20 protein-coding genes are annotated in these 18078 nt (G+C 72.3%); 7 read left to right on the forward strand and 13 right to left on the reverse strand.

Annotated features, from left to right (window positions below; all coding sequences use genetic code 11):
• Window positions 1-74: 74 nt before the first annotated feature.
• Window positions 75-1676 carry an MFS transporter gene (locus BLT97_RS15080; RefSeq protein ID WP_093610235.1) on the forward strand — a complete coding sequence of 534 codons (1602 nt, stop codon included), beginning with the start codon at window positions 75-77 and terminating at the stop codon, window positions 1674-1676.
• 93 nt (window positions 1677-1769) lie between these two features.
• On the opposite strand, the gene BLT97_RS15085 is transcribed toward BLT97_RS15080, so the two are convergent.
• The 3 genes from BLT97_RS15085 to BLT97_RS15095 all read right to left on the reverse strand — a co-directional run bounded on the left by BLT97_RS15085 (window position 1770) and on the right by BLT97_RS15095 (window position 4474).
• Window positions 1770-2672, reverse strand: a complete 903-nt coding sequence (locus tag BLT97_RS15085; protein WP_093610237.1) for a bifunctional helix-turn-helix transcriptional regulator/GNAT family N-acetyltransferase — start codon at window positions 2670-2672, stop codon at window positions 1770-1772.
• A gap of 89 nt (window positions 2673-2761) precedes the next feature.
• Complete coding sequence (locus BLT97_RS15090; protein WP_093610239.1) at window positions 2762-3247, reverse strand: nitroreductase family deazaflavin-dependent oxidoreductase; 486 nt, start codon at window positions 3245-3247, stop codon at window positions 2762-2764.
• A 12-nt stretch (window positions 3248-3259) separates the two neighbouring features.
• The gene (locus BLT97_RS15095; protein ID WP_093610241.1) at window positions 3260-4474 is read right to left on the reverse strand and encodes a cytochrome P450; all 1215 of its coding nucleotides are present in this window, start codon (window positions 4472-4474) and stop codon (window positions 3260-3262) included.
• Window positions 4475-4624: 150 nt separating this feature from the next.
• Here BLT97_RS15095 and BLT97_RS15100 point away from each other — a divergent pair, with 150 nt between their 5' ends.
• Both BLT97_RS15100 and BLT97_RS15105 read left to right on the forward strand, forming a co-directional pair.
• Window positions 4625-4942, forward strand: coding sequence for an ArsR/SmtB family transcription factor (locus tag BLT97_RS15100; protein ID WP_093610243.1), 318 nt, complete (start codon window positions 4625-4627; stop codon window positions 4940-4942).
• Window positions 4939-5778, forward strand: a complete 840-nt coding sequence (locus BLT97_RS15105; protein ID WP_093610245.1) for an SRPBCC family protein — start codon at window positions 4939-4941, stop codon at window positions 5776-5778. Before BLT97_RS15100 ends, BLT97_RS15105 begins: the two co-directional genes overlap by 4 nt.
• A gap of 49 nt (window positions 5779-5827) precedes the next feature.
• Here BLT97_RS15105 and BLT97_RS15110 read toward each other — a convergent pair whose 3' ends face one another.
• Window positions 5828-6628: an AraC family transcriptional regulator gene (locus BLT97_RS15110; protein ID WP_093610247.1), complete on the reverse strand. Its 801-nt coding sequence runs from the start codon at window positions 6626-6628 to the stop codon at window positions 5828-5830.
• Window positions 6629-6677: 49 nt separating this feature from the next.
• Between BLT97_RS15110 and BLT97_RS15115 the strand changes: the two genes are divergently transcribed.
• Window positions 6678-7157, forward strand: coding sequence for a DUF2000 domain-containing protein (locus tag BLT97_RS15115; protein WP_245769342.1), 480 nt, complete (start codon window positions 6678-6680; stop codon window positions 7155-7157).
• 22 nt (window positions 7158-7179) lie between these two features.
• Here the strand turns inward: BLT97_RS15115 and BLT97_RS15120 are convergent, their stop codons facing one another.
• Both BLT97_RS15120 and BLT97_RS15125 read right to left on the reverse strand, forming a co-directional pair.
• Window positions 7180-7470, reverse strand: coding sequence for a hypothetical protein (locus BLT97_RS15120; protein WP_093610251.1), 291 nt, complete (start codon window positions 7468-7470; stop codon window positions 7180-7182).
• A gap of 289 nt (window positions 7471-7759) precedes the next feature.
• Window positions 7760-8293 carry a CchlQ gene (locus tag BLT97_RS15125; RefSeq protein ID WP_093610253.1) on the reverse strand — a complete coding sequence of 178 codons (534 nt, stop codon included), beginning with the start codon at window positions 8291-8293 and terminating at the stop codon, window positions 7760-7762.
• Window positions 8294-8481: 188 nt separating this feature from the next.
• Between BLT97_RS15125 and BLT97_RS15130 the strand changes: the two genes are divergently transcribed.
• Window positions 8482-9429 (forward strand): esterase/lipase family protein, encoded by a 948-nt coding sequence (locus tag BLT97_RS15130; protein ID WP_093610255.1) that lies wholly within the window; start codon window positions 8482-8484, stop codon window positions 9427-9429.
• A gap of 174 nt (window positions 9430-9603) precedes the next feature.
• On the forward strand, window positions 9604-10647 hold the full coding sequence (locus BLT97_RS15135; protein WP_093610257.1) for a hypothetical protein: 1044 nt from the start codon (window positions 9604-9606) through the stop codon (window positions 10645-10647).
• A gap of 107 nt (window positions 10648-10754) precedes the next feature.
• On the opposite strand, the gene BLT97_RS15140 is transcribed toward BLT97_RS15135, so the two are convergent.
• From BLT97_RS15140 to BLT97_RS15160, 5 genes are all read right to left on the reverse strand, one after another.
• The gene (locus BLT97_RS15140) at window positions 10755-12686 is read right to left on the reverse strand and encodes an ABC transporter permease (RefSeq protein ID WP_093610259.1); all 1932 of its coding nucleotides are present in this window, start codon (window positions 12684-12686) and stop codon (window positions 10755-10757) included.
• 94 nt (window positions 12687-12780) lie between these two features.
• Window positions 12781-13566: a molybdate ABC transporter substrate-binding protein gene (gene modA, locus BLT97_RS15145; protein ID WP_093610261.1), complete on the reverse strand. Its 786-nt coding sequence runs from the start codon at window positions 13564-13566 to the stop codon at window positions 12781-12783.
• A 159-nt stretch (window positions 13567-13725) separates the two neighbouring features.
• A complete protein-coding gene (locus tag BLT97_RS15150) occupies window positions 13726-14121 on the reverse strand; it encodes a TOBE domain-containing protein (RefSeq protein WP_093610263.1) in 396 nt (131 codons plus the stop codon).
• 136 nt (window positions 14122-14257) lie between these two features.
• Window positions 14258-14764, reverse strand: coding sequence for a DUF6328 family protein (locus BLT97_RS15155; RefSeq protein ID WP_245769343.1), 507 nt, complete (start codon window positions 14762-14764; stop codon window positions 14258-14260).
• Between the two features lie 84 nt (window positions 14765-14848).
• The gene (locus BLT97_RS15160) at window positions 14849-15226 is read right to left on the reverse strand and encodes a cupin domain-containing protein (protein ID WP_176953772.1); all 378 of its coding nucleotides are present in this window, start codon (window positions 15224-15226) and stop codon (window positions 14849-14851) included.
• A 134-nt stretch (window positions 15227-15360) separates the two neighbouring features.
• On the opposite strand from BLT97_RS15160, the gene BLT97_RS15165 reads away from it, so the two are divergent.
• Window positions 15361-15804, forward strand: coding sequence for a MarR family winged helix-turn-helix transcriptional regulator (locus tag BLT97_RS15165; RefSeq protein ID WP_093610267.1), 444 nt, complete (start codon window positions 15361-15363; stop codon window positions 15802-15804).
• Here BLT97_RS15165 and BLT97_RS15170 read toward each other — a convergent pair.
• Together BLT97_RS15170 and BLT97_RS15175 are read right to left on the reverse strand one after the other, a co-directional pair.
• Entirely contained in the window at window positions 15770-16636 is an 867-nt protein-coding gene (locus BLT97_RS15170; RefSeq protein ID WP_093610269.1) for a hypothetical protein, read from the reverse strand. The two genes, BLT97_RS15165 and BLT97_RS15170, sit on opposite strands and share 35 nt — an antisense overlap.
• Before the next feature lie 103 nt (window positions 16637-16739).
• The gene (locus BLT97_RS15175) at window positions 16740-18065 is read right to left on the reverse strand and encodes a M1 family metallopeptidase (RefSeq protein WP_093610271.1); all 1326 of its coding nucleotides are present in this window, start codon (window positions 18063-18065) and stop codon (window positions 16740-16742) included.
• Window positions 18066-18078 lie beyond the last annotated feature (13 nt).

Consider the following 18078-nt stretch of genomic DNA (forward strand, 5'->3'; position numbering starts at 1 on the left):
GGATGACCCATCCCACCCACTCGCGACCGGCCCTGCCCCGGCGCTGAATCCGCATGCCCTTTCGGAAGGAACCCATGAGTACCCACCAGCCTCCCCACCCGGCCGACACAGGCGGTGCGCCGGATGCGCGTCAGCTGCGCGCGATCCTGATCACCGTCTCGATCGCTCTGATGGCCGTGATCGCCTCGGTGTCGGGGTTGAGCGTGGCCCAGACCCAGCTGGCCGTGGAGTTCGGCGTCTCGCAGAACACCGTCCTGTGGATGATCAACAGCTACACCCTCGCCCTGGCCGCGCTCCTGCTGCCGCTCGGCGCCATCGGCGACCGCGTGGGCCGCAAGCCCATGCTGATCGCGGGGCTGGTCGTGTTCGCCGCCGCCGGCGTCCTCGCGGGACTCGCCCCGTCGGCCGGGATCATGATCGCCGCCCGGGTGGCCGCCGGCGTCAGCGCCGCGATGATCATGCCGATCACGCTGGCCGTCATCACCTCCACCTTCCCCGAGGAGGAACGCGGCAAGGCGATCGGGGTGTGGACCGGTGTCGCCGGTGGCGGCGGCATCGTGGGCATGTTCCTGTCCGCCCTGCTGGTCGATGTGGCCGACTGGCGCTGGCTGTTCGTGCTGCCCGTGGTCCTGGGCGCCGTGGCGCTGGCGATGACCCTGAAGTCGGTGCCCAACTCCCGTGAACGCTCCGCCCATTCCTTCGACACCATCGGCGCGCTGCTCTCCGTCATCGCCGTGACCGGACTCATCTTCGTCCTCCAGGAAGGCCCCGAGCGCGGCTGGACCGCTCCCATCACCCTGGTCGGTCTGGTCGTCGGCGCCGCCGCCACCCTCGCCTTCGTGGCCTGGGAGCTGCGCCGCCGGGATGCCTCGCTCCTTGACGTACGCCTGTTCCGCGAGCGCGGCCTGGCCGGCGGCTCGGTCACCTTGCTGGTGGTCTTCGGTGTCCAGGCCGGTATCGCCGTGGTCCTCTTCCCGTTCTTCCAAGCTGTGCTCGGCATGTCGGGGCTGCTGTCGACCGTGGCGCTGATGCCGATGGCCGTGATGATGATGGCGGGCTCGGGCCTGGCTCCCAAGGTGGCCGCCAGGATCGGTGCCCGCTCCACCATGACGGCGGGCGTCGCCCTGTCGGCGCTCGGCCTGGCCCTGATGGCGCTGTTCGTGTCGGTGGAGGGCGGTTACCTGTCCATCCTGGCCGGGATGATCGTCATGGGTGTCGGCATGGGGCTTTCGATGACGCCCTCCACCGAGGCCATCACGGGCTCCCTGCCCCGCGCCAAGCAGGGCGTAGCGTCCGCGCTCAACGACGTCACCCGCGAGTTCGGCACCGCCCTCGGCATCGCGATGCTCGGGGCGCTCCTGGCCAGTGGCTACCGCAGTGCCATCGACGGCAGGCTCGACGGCATCCCCGGCGGAGCCGCGGACACCGCGCGCGAGGGCATCGCCAACGCCATCGAGGTGGCGCCCACCACCGGAGGCCGTGCCCAGGATCTGGTGCACGCCGCGCGCCAGTCCTTCGTCGACGGCTGGCAGCAGTCCATGTGGGTGGGCGCCGCCGTCATGGCCGCCCTGCTCGTCTACGTCGCCCTGCGGGGCCCGAAGAACACCGCACCCCGGCGGCCCGAAGCCGAAGCAGCCGCCGAGACCGGCCTCGCGGACAACGTCGCCGCTCGCTGACGTTGCCGCGGAATCTGTGCGGGCGTACGGATTACGACGTGACCCGTGAGGCGGCAGGCCGTCGGGTGCACCGCGACCTCGCGGTGCACCCGGCTAGGCCGTGGCGGCGCCGTCGTCCAGCCGTTTCTCGAACCAATGGTGGGCGTAGTGCTCGTCGTTGAACGCCGGGACCTCCTCGTATCCGGCGGACCGGTAGAGCGCCATGGCTTCGCGCAGTGCGGAGTTGGTCTCCAGGCGCACGGTCCGCGCCCCGGAGCGCACGGCGTACCCCTCGAGTTCGGCGAGCAGCCGGCGGCCGAGCCCGAGGCCGCGCGCGGACTTCGCCACCCACATGCGTTTGATGTACGGGGGCTCGTCCCCGTCGAGGTGGATGCCGCCGCAGCCGACGGGCTCGCCGTGCAGCCGCGCCACCACGAACACCCCGTGCGGCGGCCCGAGGACGCCCGCGTCGGGCACCGCGCTCAGGGCGGCGTCGAAGCCTCCCTCGAAGCGCTCGCCCAGCTCGGCGAAGTACGCCCGCAGACAGGCCGCGGAGTCCGGGTGGCCGGGATCGAGCTGCTCCACGCTCACCGTGCCCGCGGTCAGGAGCCGGTCCACCTCCTCCATGGCGGCGGTGAGCCGGGTGCGCTGCTTCTCGTTGAGCGAGGTGAGGATCAACTCGGCCAGTTCGTCGCTGCGTCGGTCCAGGACGGCGCGCTCCTTGCGCCCGGCCGCGGTCAGCCGGACGGTGCGGACCCGCCGGTCGTGCGTCTGGGGCTCCACCGTGACGAGGCCGTCGCGCTCCAGGGACCTCAGGAGCCGGCTCACGTAGCCGGAGTCGAGCCCGAGGCGGTCCCGCAGCCGCCGCACGTCCCGCCCTTCCTCCCCGATCTCCCACAGCAGCCGGGCCTCGCCGACGGGGCGGTCGGTGCCGAGGAAGTGATCGTGCAGCACACCGATGCGCTCACCGACGGTGCGGTTGAAGCGCCGGACTCGGTCGATCGATTCGCGGTCCATTCTCTGACTTTAGTCAGAGAATGGACCCGGGGGTAGGTCAACGGCGGAATCGGGCCAGGGGGCAGCGGCGGGATCGGGCCGCGTGCGGGTCAACGGCGGGATCGGGGCCGCAGCCGGACGAACGGCAGCTCGCGTCCGGCCGCGCGGTAGTCCTCCGCGGAGCCGTCCACGCGGAAGCCCATGAACGCCGCCAGCCTGCGGGCGGCGCGGGGGTGGCGGGCCGCATAGCCAGCCATGACCGCGCCGCCTTCCTCGCGGCCGAGCGGTTCGGCCGTGACGGCCAGGCGGCGTGCGCCGACCTGGATGGTGACGTCGGGGTGCGCGAGGAGATTGCGGTACCACTGCGACTTCGGACCGAAGCCGGAGCACACGATGTACGAGCCGGTGGACCGCTCGTGCTCGACGACCTCGATCACCACCTGCCGGGGCTGTCCCGACACACGGCCGGTGTGATGCAGCAGCAGGAGCCGGCTCGGCACGAGCCTGCCGAGTCCCATGCGGTACAAGCGGATCGGGGCACGGAAGAGGGCGCGGCGCAGTCCAGTCGGGGGCGCGGGACGGCGGGTGGGCTCCATGACCGCGGGACTCTACGCCTGCCACGCGACCGGCAGGTTCCGCGGGCCGCGGATGAGGGCGTGGCGCCGCCAGGTGACCTCCTCCGGCGGTACGGCCAGGTGCAGTCCGGGGAGGCGGTCGAGGAGCGTGTTCATCAGGAGGTCGATCTGGAGGCGGGCAAGGAGTCCGCCGGTGCAGTAGTGCGTGCCGAAGCCGAAGGAGACATGCGGGTTGGGGCTGCGGTCGAAGTCGATCTCCTCGGGTGCGGAGAACACCTCGGGGTCGCGGTTGGCCGCGAGGTAGGAGGCGTAGACGGGTTCGCCCGCCCTGATGCGGTGGCCGCGCAGGTCGAGGTCCTCGGTGGCGATCCGCGCGAGGCCGACGGCGCTGCGGTGCGGGATGTAGCGCAGGAGTTCGTCGAGGGCGCGCGGGCGCAGCGCGGGTTCGTCGACGAGGCGGGCGAGCAGGGCGGGGCGGGTCATCAGGAGGTAGAGCATCTGGCCGGTGTTGTTGGTGACGGCCTCGCCGCCGATCTGCAGCGGACCGGCCACACCGGCCGCCTCCTCTGCGGTGAGTTCACCGCGCGCCACGGCCGCGCCGAGCAGCGAGAGGATGTCCTCGCCGGCGGAGTCCGTGCGCGCCCGGACGGCATCGGCCAGCCACGCGTACAACTGCTCCTTGACCTGACCGGTGGTGCGCGGGTCGGCGGACGGGAACACGATCTGGTCGGTCCAGTCGGTGAGTTGGGCCCGGTCCCCCGGCGGTACGCCCATCGCCTCGCAGACCACGGCGACCGGGAACGGCGCGAGCACGCGCGCCACCAGGTCGGCCGGCGGCCCCTCGTCCAGGAGCGCGTCCACCAGACCGTCGAGCATGGGCTGCGCCTTGACGCGGACGCGCTCCACACCGGCGGCGGTGAACGCGGGCGCGACGATGCGGCGCAGCCGGTGGTGGTCGGCGCCGTCGGCGAAGGCGAGCGAGCCCGGCTTTGGCTTGAAGTGCGGGGCGAGCCGGGTGATCTGCCGTTCGGTCACCGCGCCCCGCACGAAACGGGAGTCGTTGGTGATCATCCGGACGTCCTCGTGCCGCGTGGCGAGCCAGGCCCAGCCCTCGCCGTGCGGCAGCCGGATCCGGTGCAGCGGCCCCGCGTCCATCAGCTCGCCCAGGACCGGGTCGAAGTCGAGGCCGGTGAGGTCCTGTGCGGGCCAGGTGCGCACCGGGGGTGCGGCGGGGGCGTCGTCGATCATGCGAGGGCTCCGTCCGTTCGTCCGTGTCCCCTCACGCTCCCGCGCACCACGGGCGGGGCTCGCGCTGGGTTACGCCGGATGAGCAGAGCGGCTCGGCCACCACCCATACATGCCGTTGCAGTTATATAACCCACGGCGTATGTTGGAGATATGCCCATACCGTTCGACGTCCTGGCCGAGCCGCAGCGCCGGCGCATCCTGGACCTGCTCCTGGAGCGGCCGCGCCTGGTCGGCGAGCTGACCGCGGAGCTCGGCCTGAGCCAGCCCAATACCTCGAAGCATCTGCGGGTGCTGCGCGAGGCGGGCCTGGTGCGGGTACGGCAGGACGGGCAGCGCCGCCGGTACGAGCTGCGGCCCGAGCCGCTCGCCGAGCTCGACGCCTGGCTCGCGCACTACCGGCACCTGTGGTCGGCCAGCTTCGACCGCCTCGAACGCCATCTGGACCAGCTGAAGGACGATCCGTCATGAACCCCGAAGCCGACACCCTCACCACCGGCGACGGCCGCACCGCCCTGGTCATGCGCCGCCGCCTCGCCCATCCGCCGGCCGCCGTCTGGTCGGCGATCACCGAGCCGAAGCAGCTGGCCCAGTGGTTCCCGTCCGAGGTCTCCGTGGAGCTGAAGCCCGGCGGCGCCATGGGCTTCCACTTCCCCGGCGAGGACGGGCCGGGGATGACCGGACGGGTCACCGACGCCGACGAGCCGCACGTCTTCGCCTTCGAGTGGGGCGAGGACCACCTGCGCTGGGAGATCACGCCGGAGGGCGAGGGCTCGCTGCTCACGCTCACGCACACCTTCGGCGACCGCTTCGGCGGGGCCAGCTTCGCCTCGGGCTGGCATCTGTGCCTCACGGCGCTCGGCCAGCTGCTCGACGGCGAGCCCGTGGACGTGGACGCGGACCGGGGCGATCTGCACGAGGCGTATCTCGAGCAGTTCGACCTGGGCCGCGGCGAGATCGAGGGCACGCTCGTGCGCTTCGAGCGTCAGCTGCTGCGGCCCGCGGATGTGGTCTGGTCCGAACTGGCCGGTGGGGAGCGGGTGTCGGAAGGGGTTGCGGTTCCGCGGGGCTTCACGGCCGCCTCGTACGAGGAAGGCCACATCACGGAGGTGCGGGAACCCGAGGTGCTGGCGTACCGGACGCCCCTGGGCGAGCTGGTGCGCTGGAAGTTCACCGAGGGGACCGGGCACGGCGCCCGGCTGATCCTCACCGTGGACGGGTCCGGCGACCCCGGGCGGGCCCGGGACGTCTGGCACGAGCGGATCGAGCGGCTCGCGGCCCGGCTGCTCGAACTCGCCTCGCCCTGAACGGAGTTCGCTCCTCTCGTCCTGACCGGAGTCCGGGAGACCGTTCGCGTCACGCGCGGCGTGAGCGCACGTACCGTCCCGGGGTCGTGCCCACCACGCGCTTGAAGTGCCGGGTGAGATGCGGCTGGTCGTAGAAGCCGGCCGTCACGGCGGTCTCGCCCGGCGTGTGCCCGGCGAGCAGCAGCCGGCGGGCGTGGTCGATGCGACGGGACATGAGGTACTGGTGCGGCGCGATGCCGAACGCGGCGCCGAACGCCCGGATGAGATGGGTGGGATGGGCGCCGAGCCGGGCCGCCGCCTCCTCCAGGACGATGCCCTCGACCTGGTGCGCGTCGAGGAGTTCGCGCAGCCGGTGGGCGAGCGTCCGGTCCGCGGGACGCGGGGAGTCGGCGAGCCGGGGGCGCAGATGGCCGCGCAGCCGTTCGCCGATCAGGGCGAGCCGGCTCGCGGCCTCCAGTTCGTCGCCGGGACGGCCGAGCGCGGTGTGCAACTGGCCGATCCTGCGCCGCAGTACGGGGTCGCGGAGCTCGGGGCTGTCCACCGCGGCACCGATCAGTGAGCGGTCGAGCTGGGACTCGTCGAGGTAGAGGACCCGTTTGCGGAAGCCCTGCGGGGTGGCCGCGGAGCCGTTGTGCGGGACGTGCGGGGGCAGCAGCGAGACGGTGTCGCTGGGGATGCCGTGCTCGTGCCGGTCGAGGTCGTAGCGGACCGCGCCCTCGTCGACGATGAGCAGGGCCCAGGCCTCGTGCACGTGCATCGGATACGCGTGCTCGGTGAAGCGGGCGTGGAAGACCTCGACGACGCCCGCGACCTCGGGACGCCAAGCGGTGATCTGCTGACCGGACGCCATGCAAGGAACGTACAAGACCTGCCCGGCAGGCGTTCGGCAGTCTCAGGGCATGGACAACGAGATCAATCCGAGTGCCGCCGGCGGTACGGCCGCCGGGTCCGTGCCGCCCGTCGCGCCCGTCCGCTTCGATACGAAGATCGCGGTGCTGCTGCGCGAGGACCTGGAGAGCTGGCAGCGCCTGAACGTGACCGCGTTCCTGGTCAGCGGACTCGGCAGCACGGCCGGCGAGGTGATCGGCGAGCCGTACGAGGACGCGGACGGGACCGCGTATCTGCCGATGTTCCGGCAGCCGGTGATGGTCTTCGAGGGCGGCAAGGAGACCATGGCCGCAGCGCACGCCAAGGCGCTCGCGCGCGGCCTGACGACGGCGGTGTTCACCGCGGACCTGTTCGGCACCGGCCACGACGACGCCAATCGCGCGGCCGTACGCGCGGTCCCCGGCGATCAGCTCGATCTGGTGGGGATCGCGGTGTACGGCCCGCGCAACGCGGTGGACAAGGCACTCAAGGGGGCCCGCAAGCATCCTTGAGGAGGCAGGCCCGACCCTCGCGTCAGTCCTCGCGGCGCCACTCGGCCACGAGGTGCGGCCTGCCGTCGGCGCCGGTGACCGTGTACCAGCGGGCCCGCGGCTTGGCGAATCCGCGGCGGGCGGGCGCCGCGCTCCGCGTGGGCGGGCACCCGCGGCGCGCGGCGGTCGCGTTCCTCGTCGGCGCCGCCTGGACGACGCTCTGGTCGAGCGGAGCGTCGGCCAGCCGGTCGATGATCCGGACGAGGGCGCGGCGCCAAGCGGCGGGCGTGAAGCGGGAGTTGAGACGGATGGTGTGCGGGAAGAGGGCGGCCATGACGGCACCTCCGTGACTGCGTTCGGCTCACGGCCGTGCGCACGCGGAGGTGCGAGGGCTCAGCTCAGAGGGAGCCGCCCGGCCGGGAGCGGGGTGATGGGGACTGCGCGGAGCCGATACCGACTCGGACTGCTGGAATCCATGACCGCCTCCTCTCCCGGGCCTGGTGCGGGCCTGCCGATCAGGCCGCATGCGTACGTCCGTACTGCTCAGGAGGTGTTTCCACCCTCGACCGAGCGCTCCGCAATACTTGCACATCCACGCAACAAAACGCAAAAAGGATTCGCCGCTACGCCGAGGCCCCGCACAGCTCGCAGCGGTCTCGCCCGTCCCACCGCTGCCACCCGAACTCCCCCGGCCCGAGCGCCTTGCCGTCCAGCTCCCCGCGGACCGCGACCCGGTAGGCCCAGACCGAGCCGATGTACGCGTGGTACGCGTCGTGGTACGCGGCGGACTCGGGCCGCGCGCCCTCGCCCACCGTCCGCTGCAAGCGGCGCAGCTGCTCGAACATGGCCTGCCCCGCGCTCGCCGAAGCGGCGCTCGCGTCGATGAAGAGCCGTTCGCGCGCCTCGTAGATCCCCGAATCGGCGAGCGCGGCCCGCGCCTCGCGCGCCAGAACCTCCGGTTCGGCGTCCGGCCGCAGGGCGCGCAGCTTCGCGTGGCAGCCCTCGGCGGCGGCGATGAAGTCCAGGTACACGGCCCGGCGCCGCTCCCCCAGCCCGCGGTCCTGCTCGTGCCGATGGCGCAGATGGTCGGCCAGTACGGTGCCCGCCATGGCGAGTGTGCCGCCGCTGACGGCGGCGATGAGCGTGCCCCAGTCCACGTGTCCCCCGTTCCCCGTACCGGATCCGTCACGAAGATCCGGCGGTCGAATCTACCGCCAGTCGGAGCAGCGCGGGCGGCGGAAGTGCGGCCTGGTGTGGCAGCGCGGTCATAGATGTGCGGTGATCACCGACCACGCGTGGTGATCACCTTGTCCCCGCCCTGCACCTGGATGCACCTGGAGCTCCGATGCGTCTCCCCCGGATGGTCACCGTCCTCGCCGCCGCACTCGCCCTGTCCCTGCCGGCCCTCTCCCCCGCTGCCGCCTCACCCGATGCCTCGGGCGCCACCGGTGCTTCCGGTGCTTCCGGTGCTTCCGGTGCCGAGCGTGATCCGGTCGCGGAGGCCAAGAAGCTCGCGACCGTGGGCCTGACGGGCGCCAACGACTGGTCCTGCAAACCGACTCCCGCCCATCCGCGTCCGCTGATCCTCGCGCACGGCACGCTCGCCAACGGCCATGTGTGGGCCAAGACTGCGCCCCATTACAAGTCGGCCGGTTACTGCGTCTTCTCGCTCGACTACGGCAAGGGCGGCGGTGTCCTGTCGCTGGTCGGCGGCGGCACGGCGCCCGTCGCGCAGTCCGCCAGGCAGTTCGGTGTGTTCGTGGACGGGGTGCTCGCGGCCACGGGCGCGAAGAAGGTGGACGTCGTCGGCCACTCGCAGGGCGGGATGATGCCGCGTCAGTACATGAAGTTCGAGGGCGGGCAGTCGAAGGTGCACACCCTCGTCGGGCTCGGTCCCTCCAACCACGGTTCGCAGTCGCCGATCGTCTCCGGCCTCCTCAAGGACCAGCCGTGGCTGGCAGCCCTGCTCAACCTGATCGGGGGTGTGGTCTCGGACGTCACCTGCCCGGCCTGCGGCGACCAGATGGCCGGCTCGCCCTTCCTGCAGAAGCTCAACGCCGGCGGCGACACGCTGCCGGGCGTCTCGTACACGGTCATCGCCTCGCGCTACGACACCGGCGTGACGCCGTACAACGGGCAGTACCTCAAGGGCCCGGGCGTCACCAACATCCTGATGCAGGACGTCTGTCCGTGGAACTTCGCGACGCACAGCAACCTCGACGAGGACCCGCTGGCGCTGCGGCTCGCGCTGAACGCCCTCGACCCGGAGCACGCGGTGAAGCCGAGCTGCTGAGAGCCGGGGGCCGGGCGGGGCGCCCCTCGCGGCACCGCGGCGCGCGGCACCGGCGCGCTGCTCGCGGGGCGCGCCGCGCGTACTGCGTGGTGCGCCCCGTCCGCCCGATATGCTGCGGGTTTGCCCGCCACGACGGCGGGTGTACGACCCTTACGACCCGCAGGAGACGCACCGGTGACGCTCGCCATCCCCGCTCCCGAAGTACCCGCACAGACCGCCGAGACCTCCGCCGGCGCGGACGCCGTGCCGGAGACCATCGCGCGGGACGCGCGCGAGTTCGGCGCGTACGCGCGGACCGGCGGCTGGACCTTCGCCCTGAAGGTGGCGCGCAGCGTGCGCCCGGGCGGCCAGGGCGCGGACGAGAGCGACAAGGTCTCGGCCAAGCGGTTCGCGGAGCTCGCCGGCTGCTCGCCCGAGCGCGTGATGCGCTTCTACAAGGCCTGGGACGTGGCGGCGGACGACGGCCTGGTGCCGCAGTTCGAGGCGCTTCAGCCGGGCGTCGACGTCGAACTCCCGGAAGCCGACGTCTGGTTGAGCTACTACAGCTCCCGCTCCAGCGCGACCTCCGTGCGCGGCACGGCGATCACCGCGGCGGCCGAGGCCGAGGGCATCCGCCCCACCAAGGCACTGGAGGTGGCCGAGAACCCGACCGCGCTGCGGGCCGCGATCCTCGCCGACCCCGGTACCGCGCAGGCCGCCCGGTCCGCGCTGCTCGACCGGCTCGAGGAGGACGAGGAGCTGCGCGGCGTCCTCGCGCGCGATGTGGCCGCACGCGAGGAGCTGAAGAAGGCCGTCGCCAGCGAGACCAAGGTCTCGGACCGGATCGAGTTCGTCCGCCAGGTCGCCGAGGGCGGCCAGGTCAAGACGCCCGCGGGGCAGGTCATCGAAGCCCCCGCCGAGCTGCGTCAGGAGGCCGAGCGCCACCTCTCGCTGCTCGACGAGCTGGACGAGGGCGAGGAGGCCGGCGAGTGGGCGGCCGAGGCGTACGGCACGGTGAAGACGCTGATCCAGGAGACCGTCGAGGCGGACCCGGAGCTGCGGGTGGCCGAGCGGCGCACGAAGTTCTACTCCAGCATCACGAAGGCGACGAAGGTCTTCGAGGAGCTGACCTTCGACGACGCGGGCGAGTTCTACGAGGACGACATGGTGAAGCGCCTGGAGGAGCTGCAGGGCGCGCTCTCGGCGTGCATCGAGGCGCTGCGCAAGGCGGCGGGCTGAGGGCGAGGCGCTGAGCAAGCCCGCAGGTTGAATACCGAGGCGGTCCGCTGAGGCCGGACCTCAGCGGTGTCGGCTCGGCTCCATGAGGCGGCCGAGGTGGGCGCTGGTCAGGTGGTGACCAGCGTGACCTCGGTCGCCTTCACGCTCGTATAAACGGACACCCCGTCCGCGAGGCCGAGTTCGGCCGCCGCCTGCGGGGTGATCTCCGCGACCAAGTCGGGCGCCTGCTCGCCCCCGACGAGAATCCGCATGCGGCTGCCGACGGTGGTGATCTCCCGTACGGTGCCGCTCCAGACGTTGCGGGGGCTGCCCTCGGGCCGTTCCCGGTGCAGGGACACCGCCTCGGGCGCGATGATCGCGAGCGCCTCCGTGCCCTTCTCCGCGGGGTCGGCGAGGACCAGACGCCCGCCGTCGGTGAGGGTGAGGCTGCCGTCCTCGGCGACCGTTCCGGGAAGCGCGTTGCGGCCGAGCATCCGTGCCACCCACGGGGAGCGCGGGTGCCGCGACACCTCGGCGGGCGGCGCGTCCTGCAAGGTGCGGCCGTCTTCCAGGACGAGGACGCGGTCGGCCAGCGACACGGCCTCGACCGGGTCGTGCGTGACGATCAGGCAGACGCCGCCGAACCCGGCCAAGTGGGTGCGCAGGGTGTGGCGGACGTGGGCGCGGGTGGTCTGGTCGAGGGCGGCGAGCGGCTCGTCGAGCAGCAGCAGCCGCGGACTCGGCGCCAACGCGCGCGCCAGGGCGACCCGTTGGGCCTGACCGCCGGAGAGCTGGCCCGGCTTGCGGTGGGCGAGGTGGCCGACGCCGAGCCGGTCGAGCCACTGCTGCGCTGTGCGCCTCGCCTCGCCTCGCGCCATGCCCTGGGCCCTGAGCCCGTACGCGGTGTTGGCGAGGGCGCTGAGGTGCGGGAAGAGCGCACCGTCCTGGGGCACCCAGGCGACCCCCCGCTGGTGCGGGGGCAGCTCGGTCACGTCGAGGTCGCCGAGCCGCAGGTCCGCGCGCGCTCGCGGGGTGAGTCCGAGCAGGGCGCGCAGCAGGGTGGTCTTGCCGGCGCCGTTGGGGCCGACGACGGCGATGGTGGTGCCGGGACCGGCGTCGAGGGTGAGCTGGTCGAAGCCGGTGACCTCGGCGTGCAGGGGCCACTTGGCCGTGGCCACGGCGGGCGGTCCGGGCTGCTCCGCCACACCGCTCCCGTTGGTGTCCTCCGCCGCCACGCGCCGGCGCGAGCCGCCTAGCGGCGCCCCGGTGAACCGTCCGCGCAGCGACACGAGCACGGCCATCGCCACGGCGAGCAGCAGCAGTGAGACGGAGGTGGCCGCCTCGGGCTGGTCCTGGAGCAGCAGGTACACCTGGAGCGGCAGGGTCTGGGTGGTGCCCGGCAGATTGCCGGCGAAGGTGATGGTGGCGCCGAACTCGCCGAGCGCACGCGCCCAGGTGAGGGCGGCGCCCGCGACCAGGCCGGGTGCGACCATCGGCAGCGTCACCGTCCAGAACACCCTGAGCGGTGAGGCGCCGAGCGACCCGGCCGTCTCCTCGTACGAAGGACGCAGCCCGGCGAGCGCGCCCTCCAGGCTGATGACGAGGAACGGCATCGACACGAAGGTCGCTGCGGCCACCGCGCCCGAGGTGTGGAAGGGCAGGGTGATGCCGAACCAGTCCTCGAGCCACGGTCCGAGCAGCCCTCGCCGCCCGAACCCGAGCAGCAGCGCGACACCGCCCACGGTGGGCGGCAGCACCATCGGCAGCAGGACGAGCGAGCGGACGAGGGCCTTGCCGCGGAAGTCGACGCGGGCCAGCAGCCAGGCGAGCGGCACGCCGAGCAGGAGCGAGAGCACCAGCGACCAGAGCGAGACCACGAGCGAGAGCCGCAGCGCCTCGGTGACGCCCGGGCTGCTCAGATGCGCCCCGAGCTCGCCCCATGAGGTGCGAACGAGGATGCCGATCAGCGGGATCAGCAGAAAGGCGATCGCGAGCAGGGCGGGCACTGCCAGCGCAACGGGTGCGCGTCGGCGGGGAGTTGACGGGTGCTGGCGGCTCATGGCGTCGTCCGAGGGGTGCGGTCCGGCCCCCTCGTGCGGGGACCGGTCGTGCGGTGCAGTGTGGTCCGGCCGTACGGGTACGGCCGGGTGGGCCTTACGGCTTCTGGAAGCCGGCGTCCGCGAGGATCTTCTGCGCCTCGCTGCCGCTGAGCCACTTCACGAACTCGGCGGCGGCGTCCGCATGCTCGGAGACCTTGAGGGTGGCGGCCGGGTAGGCGGCCACGGCGTTCTGGTCGTCGGGGATGTCGATGCCCTCGGCCTTGCCGTCGGCGGCCGTGATGTCGGTCTTGTAGACGATGCCGGCGTCGGCCTCGCCGAGTTCGACCTTGCTGAGCACCGCGCGCACGTTGGGCTCCTGCGAGACCGGCTTGACGGTGAGGCCCTGCCGTTCGAGCACCTGCTCGCTGTACCGGCCCACGGGCACCTCGGGGGCGGCGAGCACCACCTTGAGGCCGCTCTTCTCGAGGTCCTTCAGCTCCTTGATGTTCTTCGGGTTGCCCTTGGCGGTGGCGATGACGAGGCGGTTCCTGGCGATGACGCTCGGGGAGCCGGTGTCGTCGCTCAGCCCGTCCATCGTCTTCTCGTCCGCGGTGACGAGTGCGTCGGCGGGGGCGCCCTGCTTCACCTGGGCGGCGAGGTCCTGCGAGCCGGCGAAGGAGAACTTCAGCGTGGTGCCGGGGTGGGCCTTCTCGTAGGCCGCTCCCGCGGTCTTGAACACGTCCGTGAGCGAGGCGGCGGCGAGCACGGTCAGCTCGGTCTTCTTCCCGGCCTCGTCCTTGGTGCCGCCGCTTGCCTCGCTGCCGCACGCGGCGAGCGGAACGAGCAGCGCCGCGGTGAGGGCCGCGGCCGCGGTACGGCGCGGGGTGAGGGCGATGGTCATGGGTGGCACTCCTTGGGCGGCACGGGCGGCACAGGCGGCGCGGACGCGGCCGGTGCGGCGGGTAGCGGTTGGGCGCCGGGGACGGACGGCGGGGTGAGGGTGAGCGGGTGGGCCGGCGGTCCGGACAAGGTGCCGGGCCGACGGGCGATGAAGAGCGGCTCAGGTGCGGTCGATATGGACGTTCGTCGACTTCACGCGGGCGGTGGCCTGCATGCCGACTTCGAGGCCGAGCTCCTCCACTGCCTCGCGGGTCAGGAGCGAGACCAGGCGGTGCGGCCCGGCCTGGATCTCGACCTGGGCGGCCACGTCGCCGAGCTTCACAGCGGTGACGATCCCGGGGAACGCGTTGCGCGCCGAGGTGTAGGGCGCCTCGTCGTCGCTGTGCGCGCCCTGGCCGACCTCGACCGCGAACGCGGCCAGGTCGCGCCCCTCGATCATCCGCCGGCCGCCTTCGTCGCGGTGCGTGGTGACGCGTCCGGCGTCGGTCCAGCGGCGGACGGTGTCGGCGCTGACGCCGAGAAGCCGGGCGGCCTGGCCGATGGTGTACGACTGCATGTGCGACAAAGTAGGCCCGTCAGGCTCGCATCTGCAAGGCCGGTCCGCATTCTGGCCCCGCAGATACGAGCTTCCTCCAGAGCCCCCGACGGCACCCTGGAGGATCGGACAAAGGCCCGAGGCGTCCGAGTCGCGGTCAGTCCCGCGAGGTGAGCCGGTAGCGGGCCCACAGGGGCAGCACGAACCAGCAGGCGAGATACCACGCGAGCACGCCGGCCACGAGCCACGGCACGATCCCGTCGTGCAGCACCACGCGCAGGATGAGCAGCAGGGCGGCCGCCAGCGTGCCGAGCAGCAGGATCAGGCCGGTGAAGGTGAGCCGCGAGGCCCAGGTGACGGTCTGCGGCTTGATGCGCCGCCCGGAGACGATCCGGTGGAAGGAGACCGGGCCGATCAGCGCGCCCGTGGCGAGCGAGCCGAGGAGCACCGTCGCCAGGTAGATGCCGCGGTCGACATCGCCGAGTTCGGCGAAGCGCGGGGTGAAGGCGACGGTCAGGAGGAAGCCGAAGAGGACCTGTACGCCGGTCTGCGCGACCCGCACCTCTTGCAGCAGTTCGGCCCACTGCCGGTCGGCGCGCTCCTCCGGCGTCTCATTGCGCCCGTTGTGCAGCTCCGCTCTCGTACCGCTTTCCTGGGTCGCCACGTCCTGCACTCCCTCCGCCGGGTCCGGTGGCGTTCACGAGTACCCGGCCCGGGGGAGGCGATACCTCGCAAAGGGGGCGTCGGGCTACATGGCCATCGGCGGAACGAACGGTTCGCCGTTTTCCACCATATGCGCCTTGGCACCGACCGGCAGGACGGCCAGCATCTCGACGGCCGCACCACCCTCGGCGGTCACGGCGAAGCGGCAGCCTGCGGGAACGATGATCGCGCCCCCGGCCTCGACCCGGGTCTCCACGCCGCCCAAGCGCGCGACGGCCGCGCCGGAGAGCACGACGAGGATCTCCTCGCGGTCGAACCAGTGCTCGGCACCCGCCCCGCCGGGCTCGGCCCGCGTGCGCCAGACGCAGGTCTCCCGCGCTCCGCGACTGGGCGCGGCGAGGCCGGTGAAGGTGGCCTGCCCCAGGGTGAAGGTGGGCGCGTCGACGGCTTGTACGATGGGCATCCGCAACTCCTCAACTGTGGTTGTACAACTAGAGTTGTACAACCACGGGTGTGCGTCAAGGGGCTTTTGGCGCGAGGGTGTTGGGTTCATGACGCGGAGTCGCGGGCGCGGCATCGAGCGGAAGGCACAGGGACATGGACGGTCAGGACGACTTCGGCGTGCTGCTCGGCTTCGCGTTCCGGAGCATGGTGGACGAGCTCCACGCGCACCTGGCGGAGTCGGGATACGGCGACGCCAAGGAGAGCTTCGGCTTCGCCTTCAAGGTCCTGGCCGGCGAGCGGCTGACGATCGGCGAGCTGGCCGGCCGGCTCGGCATCACGCACCAGGGCGCGGCGAAGACGGTGGACGAGATGGTGCGGGCCGGGTACGTGGAGCGCGTACCGGACGACAAGGACCGGCGGGCCAGGCGCGTGGAGCTCACCGAGCGGGCCCGGGGCCTGCTCGCGGCCGGACACGCCTTCCATCAGGCGTACGAGGAGCGCCTCGTCGCCGAGCTGGGCGACGAGGCGGTGCGCGCGGCCCGCGCGGTGTTCGCCGCGATGCTCAGCGCGGCGCCATCTCCACGGGGAGCCCGCTGAACGCGTCGAGCAGCACCCTCTCCCCCAGCGGCTGCTTCAGCCGTACGGTGACCTTCTCGACCAACAGCTGCGCCGTGCACGGATCGTCGCTCGCCCCGCGCACGGAGGCCGAGAGCACCACGCTCTCACCGGTCTCCAGGACCTGCACCGCCGGACCGTCGTCGCACGCCCCGTGGCCCGCGAGGACCACGAGCGAACGCCCCTCGCGGGCCACGGACTTGAGGCCTTCCAGCGGCATCTGCTCGTAGGACTGGTGCAGGACCGGCCCGATCGGCGCCTTCGCGACCGCGTCCGGGGCGAGTGCCGCGCGGATCAGCGGCTGGTCGTAGCCCTTCAACGTGAAGTGCCAGACGGGCACTCGGGCCGGGCCCCTGCTGGTCCTGACCTCGCGGCTGTCGAGTTCCGCGCCGGTGACCGTAAGCCGCGGCCCTTCGCCGGGCTGCTTCGAGGAGCCGAAGAGCTCCAGAGTGTCGCGCGCCGAAAGGACCTCGACGTCCAGCGGCTCGGCACCGCCTTCCCAGGTGATCCCCCCTTTACCGGTCTCGTCGGGCAGCGCGCCCGCCACCTCGAACCGCCCATCGCCGTAGGCGCTCTTGTCCTGCGCGGAGTGCCAGGCGTCCTGCGGGGTCCAGATCATCTCGTCGAGCGGGAAGAACCCCTCGCGCCACTGCCGGGCCGCGTCCGAGCCGCGCCACGCGTCGGCCACCTCCTGCGCCCGCTGCTGCTCCGCGCCGCCTCCGCTCGGCGGCGGCGTGCTCACGGTGGCGTCTTCCCCGCAGGCCGCGAGGGCCAGCAACAGGGTGAGTGCGCCGAGGAGTTGTCGCGTACGCATGAATCCGCCCTCGCAAAGGCCCGCGGTCACGGCAGGGTGCCGTGTCGGAGGTGTGACGTGCGGGACGTACGGACCGTTCCCCTCAACGCATGGGCAGTTCGCCTCAGCGCGCGGGCAGTCGGGGCAGCTTCCCCTCGTACAGCCATGCACGGAACAGCTCGTCCAGCGGCCGGTCCGTATGGCGTTCGACGTGGGCCGTGAACATCTGGGTGGTGACGACGCCGCCGCGGTGCAGGGTGGGCCAGGCGCGCAGCATGCGGAAGAAGTCCTCGTCGCCCAGGGCGCGGCGCACCGCGTGCACGGCGAGGCCGCCGCGCTCGTAGAGCCGGTCGTCGAACATGAGCTTGCGGCCGGGGTCGGCGAGGGTGAGGTCCTGGGGCTTCCCGGCGAGCAGGCGGTGGGCGGCGGCGGCCAGGTCCTCGGCCGTACGTCCGCCCGAGCGCTCCGACCAGAGCCATTCCGCGTACTTGGCGAGGCCTTCGTTCAGCCAGATGTGCCGCCAGTCGGCGATGGTGACGCTGTTGCCGAACCACTGGTGGGCGAGTTCGTGCGCCACGAGCCGCTCCGCACCGCGCGCCCCGTCCACGTGGTTGGTGCCGAACAGCGACAGGCCCTGGGCCTCCACCGGCACGTCGAGTTCCTCGTCGGCGACGACCACCGCGTATTCGCCGAAGGGGTACGGGCCGAAGAGCTCCTCGAAGAGGGTCATCATCTGCGGCTGGCGGGCGAAGTCGCGCGAGAACTCCGCGAGCAGATGTGCCGGGAAGTGCCCGGTCTGCGGAACGCCCGCCAGGCCCGGGTCCCCGAGCAGCACGGTCTGGTACTTGCCGATGGACAGGCCGACCAGATAGCTGGGGGTGGGGGCGGGCTGCTCGTACAGCCAGGTGGTGGTGGAGGACTTGGTCGTACGGGTGAGCAGCTTGCCGCCGATCACCACCTGATAGGCGGAGGGTGTGGTGACCGAGATCTGGTAGGCGGCCTTGTCGGCGGGCCGGTCGTTGCACGGGTACCAGGAGGGGGCGCCGACCGGCTGGCTGGCGACGAGCGCGCCGTCGGTCAGCTCCTCCCAGCCGAGGCTCCCCCACGGGCTGTTCACGGGCTTGGGATTGCCGGAGTAGTGCACCTCGACCGTGAAGGCCTTGCCGGCGGGCAGCGCCTTCGCGGGCTTCACGCGCAGCCGCCCGCCCCGGTGCGCGTAGTGCGCGGCGCGCCCGTCGACGCGGATCCGGCCGATACGGAAGTCGCCCAGGTTGAGCTGGAACTCGCTCAACGCGGCGCGGCCCGCGATCGCGCTGATGCGGGCCGTGCCGGCCAGACGGTTGGGTCCCGGGCGGTAGTCGAGGTCCAGCTCGTAGCGGTGCACCCGGTAGCGGAGGTCTCCGTGGTCCGGGAAGTAGGGGTCCGCCGCCGTCTTCTGGTGCCCGCTCACGCCTGGTGTGCTC

The organism is Streptomyces indicus (genome assembly GCF_900100315.1).
In the GTDB taxonomy this organism is placed as follows: Bacteria; Actinomycetota; Actinomycetes; order Streptomycetales; family Streptomycetaceae; genus Streptomyces; species Streptomyces indicus.

Excerpts from the sequence above, each read along its gene's own strand:
- BLT97_RS15080 (WP_093610235.1), top strand. The coding sequence starts at position 75 with ATGAGTACCCACCAGCCTCCCCACCCGGCCGACACAGGCGGTGCGCCG.
- BLT97_RS15085 (WP_093610237.1), bottom strand. The coding sequence starts at position 2,672 with ATGGACCGCGAATCGATCGACCGAGTCCGGCGCTTCAACCGCACCGTC.
- BLT97_RS15090 (WP_093610239.1), bottom strand. The coding sequence starts at position 3,247 with ATGGAGCCCACCCGCCGTCCCGCGCCCCCGACTGGACTGCGCCGCGCC.
- BLT97_RS15095 (WP_093610241.1), bottom strand. The coding sequence starts at position 4,474 with ATGATCGACGACGCCCCCGCCGCACCCCCGGTGCGCACCTGGCCCGCA.
- BLT97_RS15100 (WP_093610243.1), top strand. The coding sequence starts at position 4,625 with ATGCCCATACCGTTCGACGTCCTGGCCGAGCCGCAGCGCCGGCGCATC.
- BLT97_RS15105 (WP_093610245.1), top strand. The coding sequence starts at position 4,939 with ATGAACCCCGAAGCCGACACCCTCACCACCGGCGACGGCCGCACCGCC.
- BLT97_RS15110 (WP_093610247.1), bottom strand. The coding sequence starts at position 6,628 with ATGGCGTCCGGTCAGCAGATCACCGCTTGGCGTCCCGAGGTCGCGGGC.
- BLT97_RS15115 (WP_245769342.1), top strand. The coding sequence starts at position 6,678 with ATGGACAACGAGATCAATCCGAGTGCCGCCGGCGGTACGGCCGCCGGG.
- BLT97_RS15120 (WP_093610251.1), bottom strand. The coding sequence starts at position 7,470 with ATGGCCGCCCTCTTCCCGCACACCATCCGTCTCAACTCCCGCTTCACG.
- BLT97_RS15130 (WP_093610255.1), top strand. The coding sequence starts at position 8,482 with ATGCGTCTCCCCCGGATGGTCACCGTCCTCGCCGCCGCACTCGCCCTG.
- BLT97_RS15140 (WP_093610259.1), bottom strand. The coding sequence starts at position 12,686 with ATGAGCCGCCAGCACCCGTCAACTCCCCGCCGACGCGCACCCGTTGCG.
- modA (WP_093610261.1), bottom strand. The coding sequence starts at position 13,566 with ATGACCATCGCCCTCACCCCGCGCCGTACCGCGGCCGCGGCCCTCACC.
- BLT97_RS15150 (WP_093610263.1), bottom strand. The coding sequence starts at position 14,121 with ATGCAGTCGTACACCATCGGCCAGGCCGCCCGGCTTCTCGGCGTCAGC.
- BLT97_RS15160 (WP_176953772.1), bottom strand. The coding sequence starts at position 15,226 with ATGCCCATCGTACAAGCCGTCGACGCGCCCACCTTCACCCTGGGGCAG.
- BLT97_RS15165 (WP_093610267.1), top strand. The coding sequence starts at position 15,361 with ATGGACGGTCAGGACGACTTCGGCGTGCTGCTCGGCTTCGCGTTCCGG.
- BLT97_RS15170 (WP_093610269.1), bottom strand. The coding sequence starts at position 16,636 with ATGCGTACGCGACAACTCCTCGGCGCACTCACCCTGTTGCTGGCCCTC.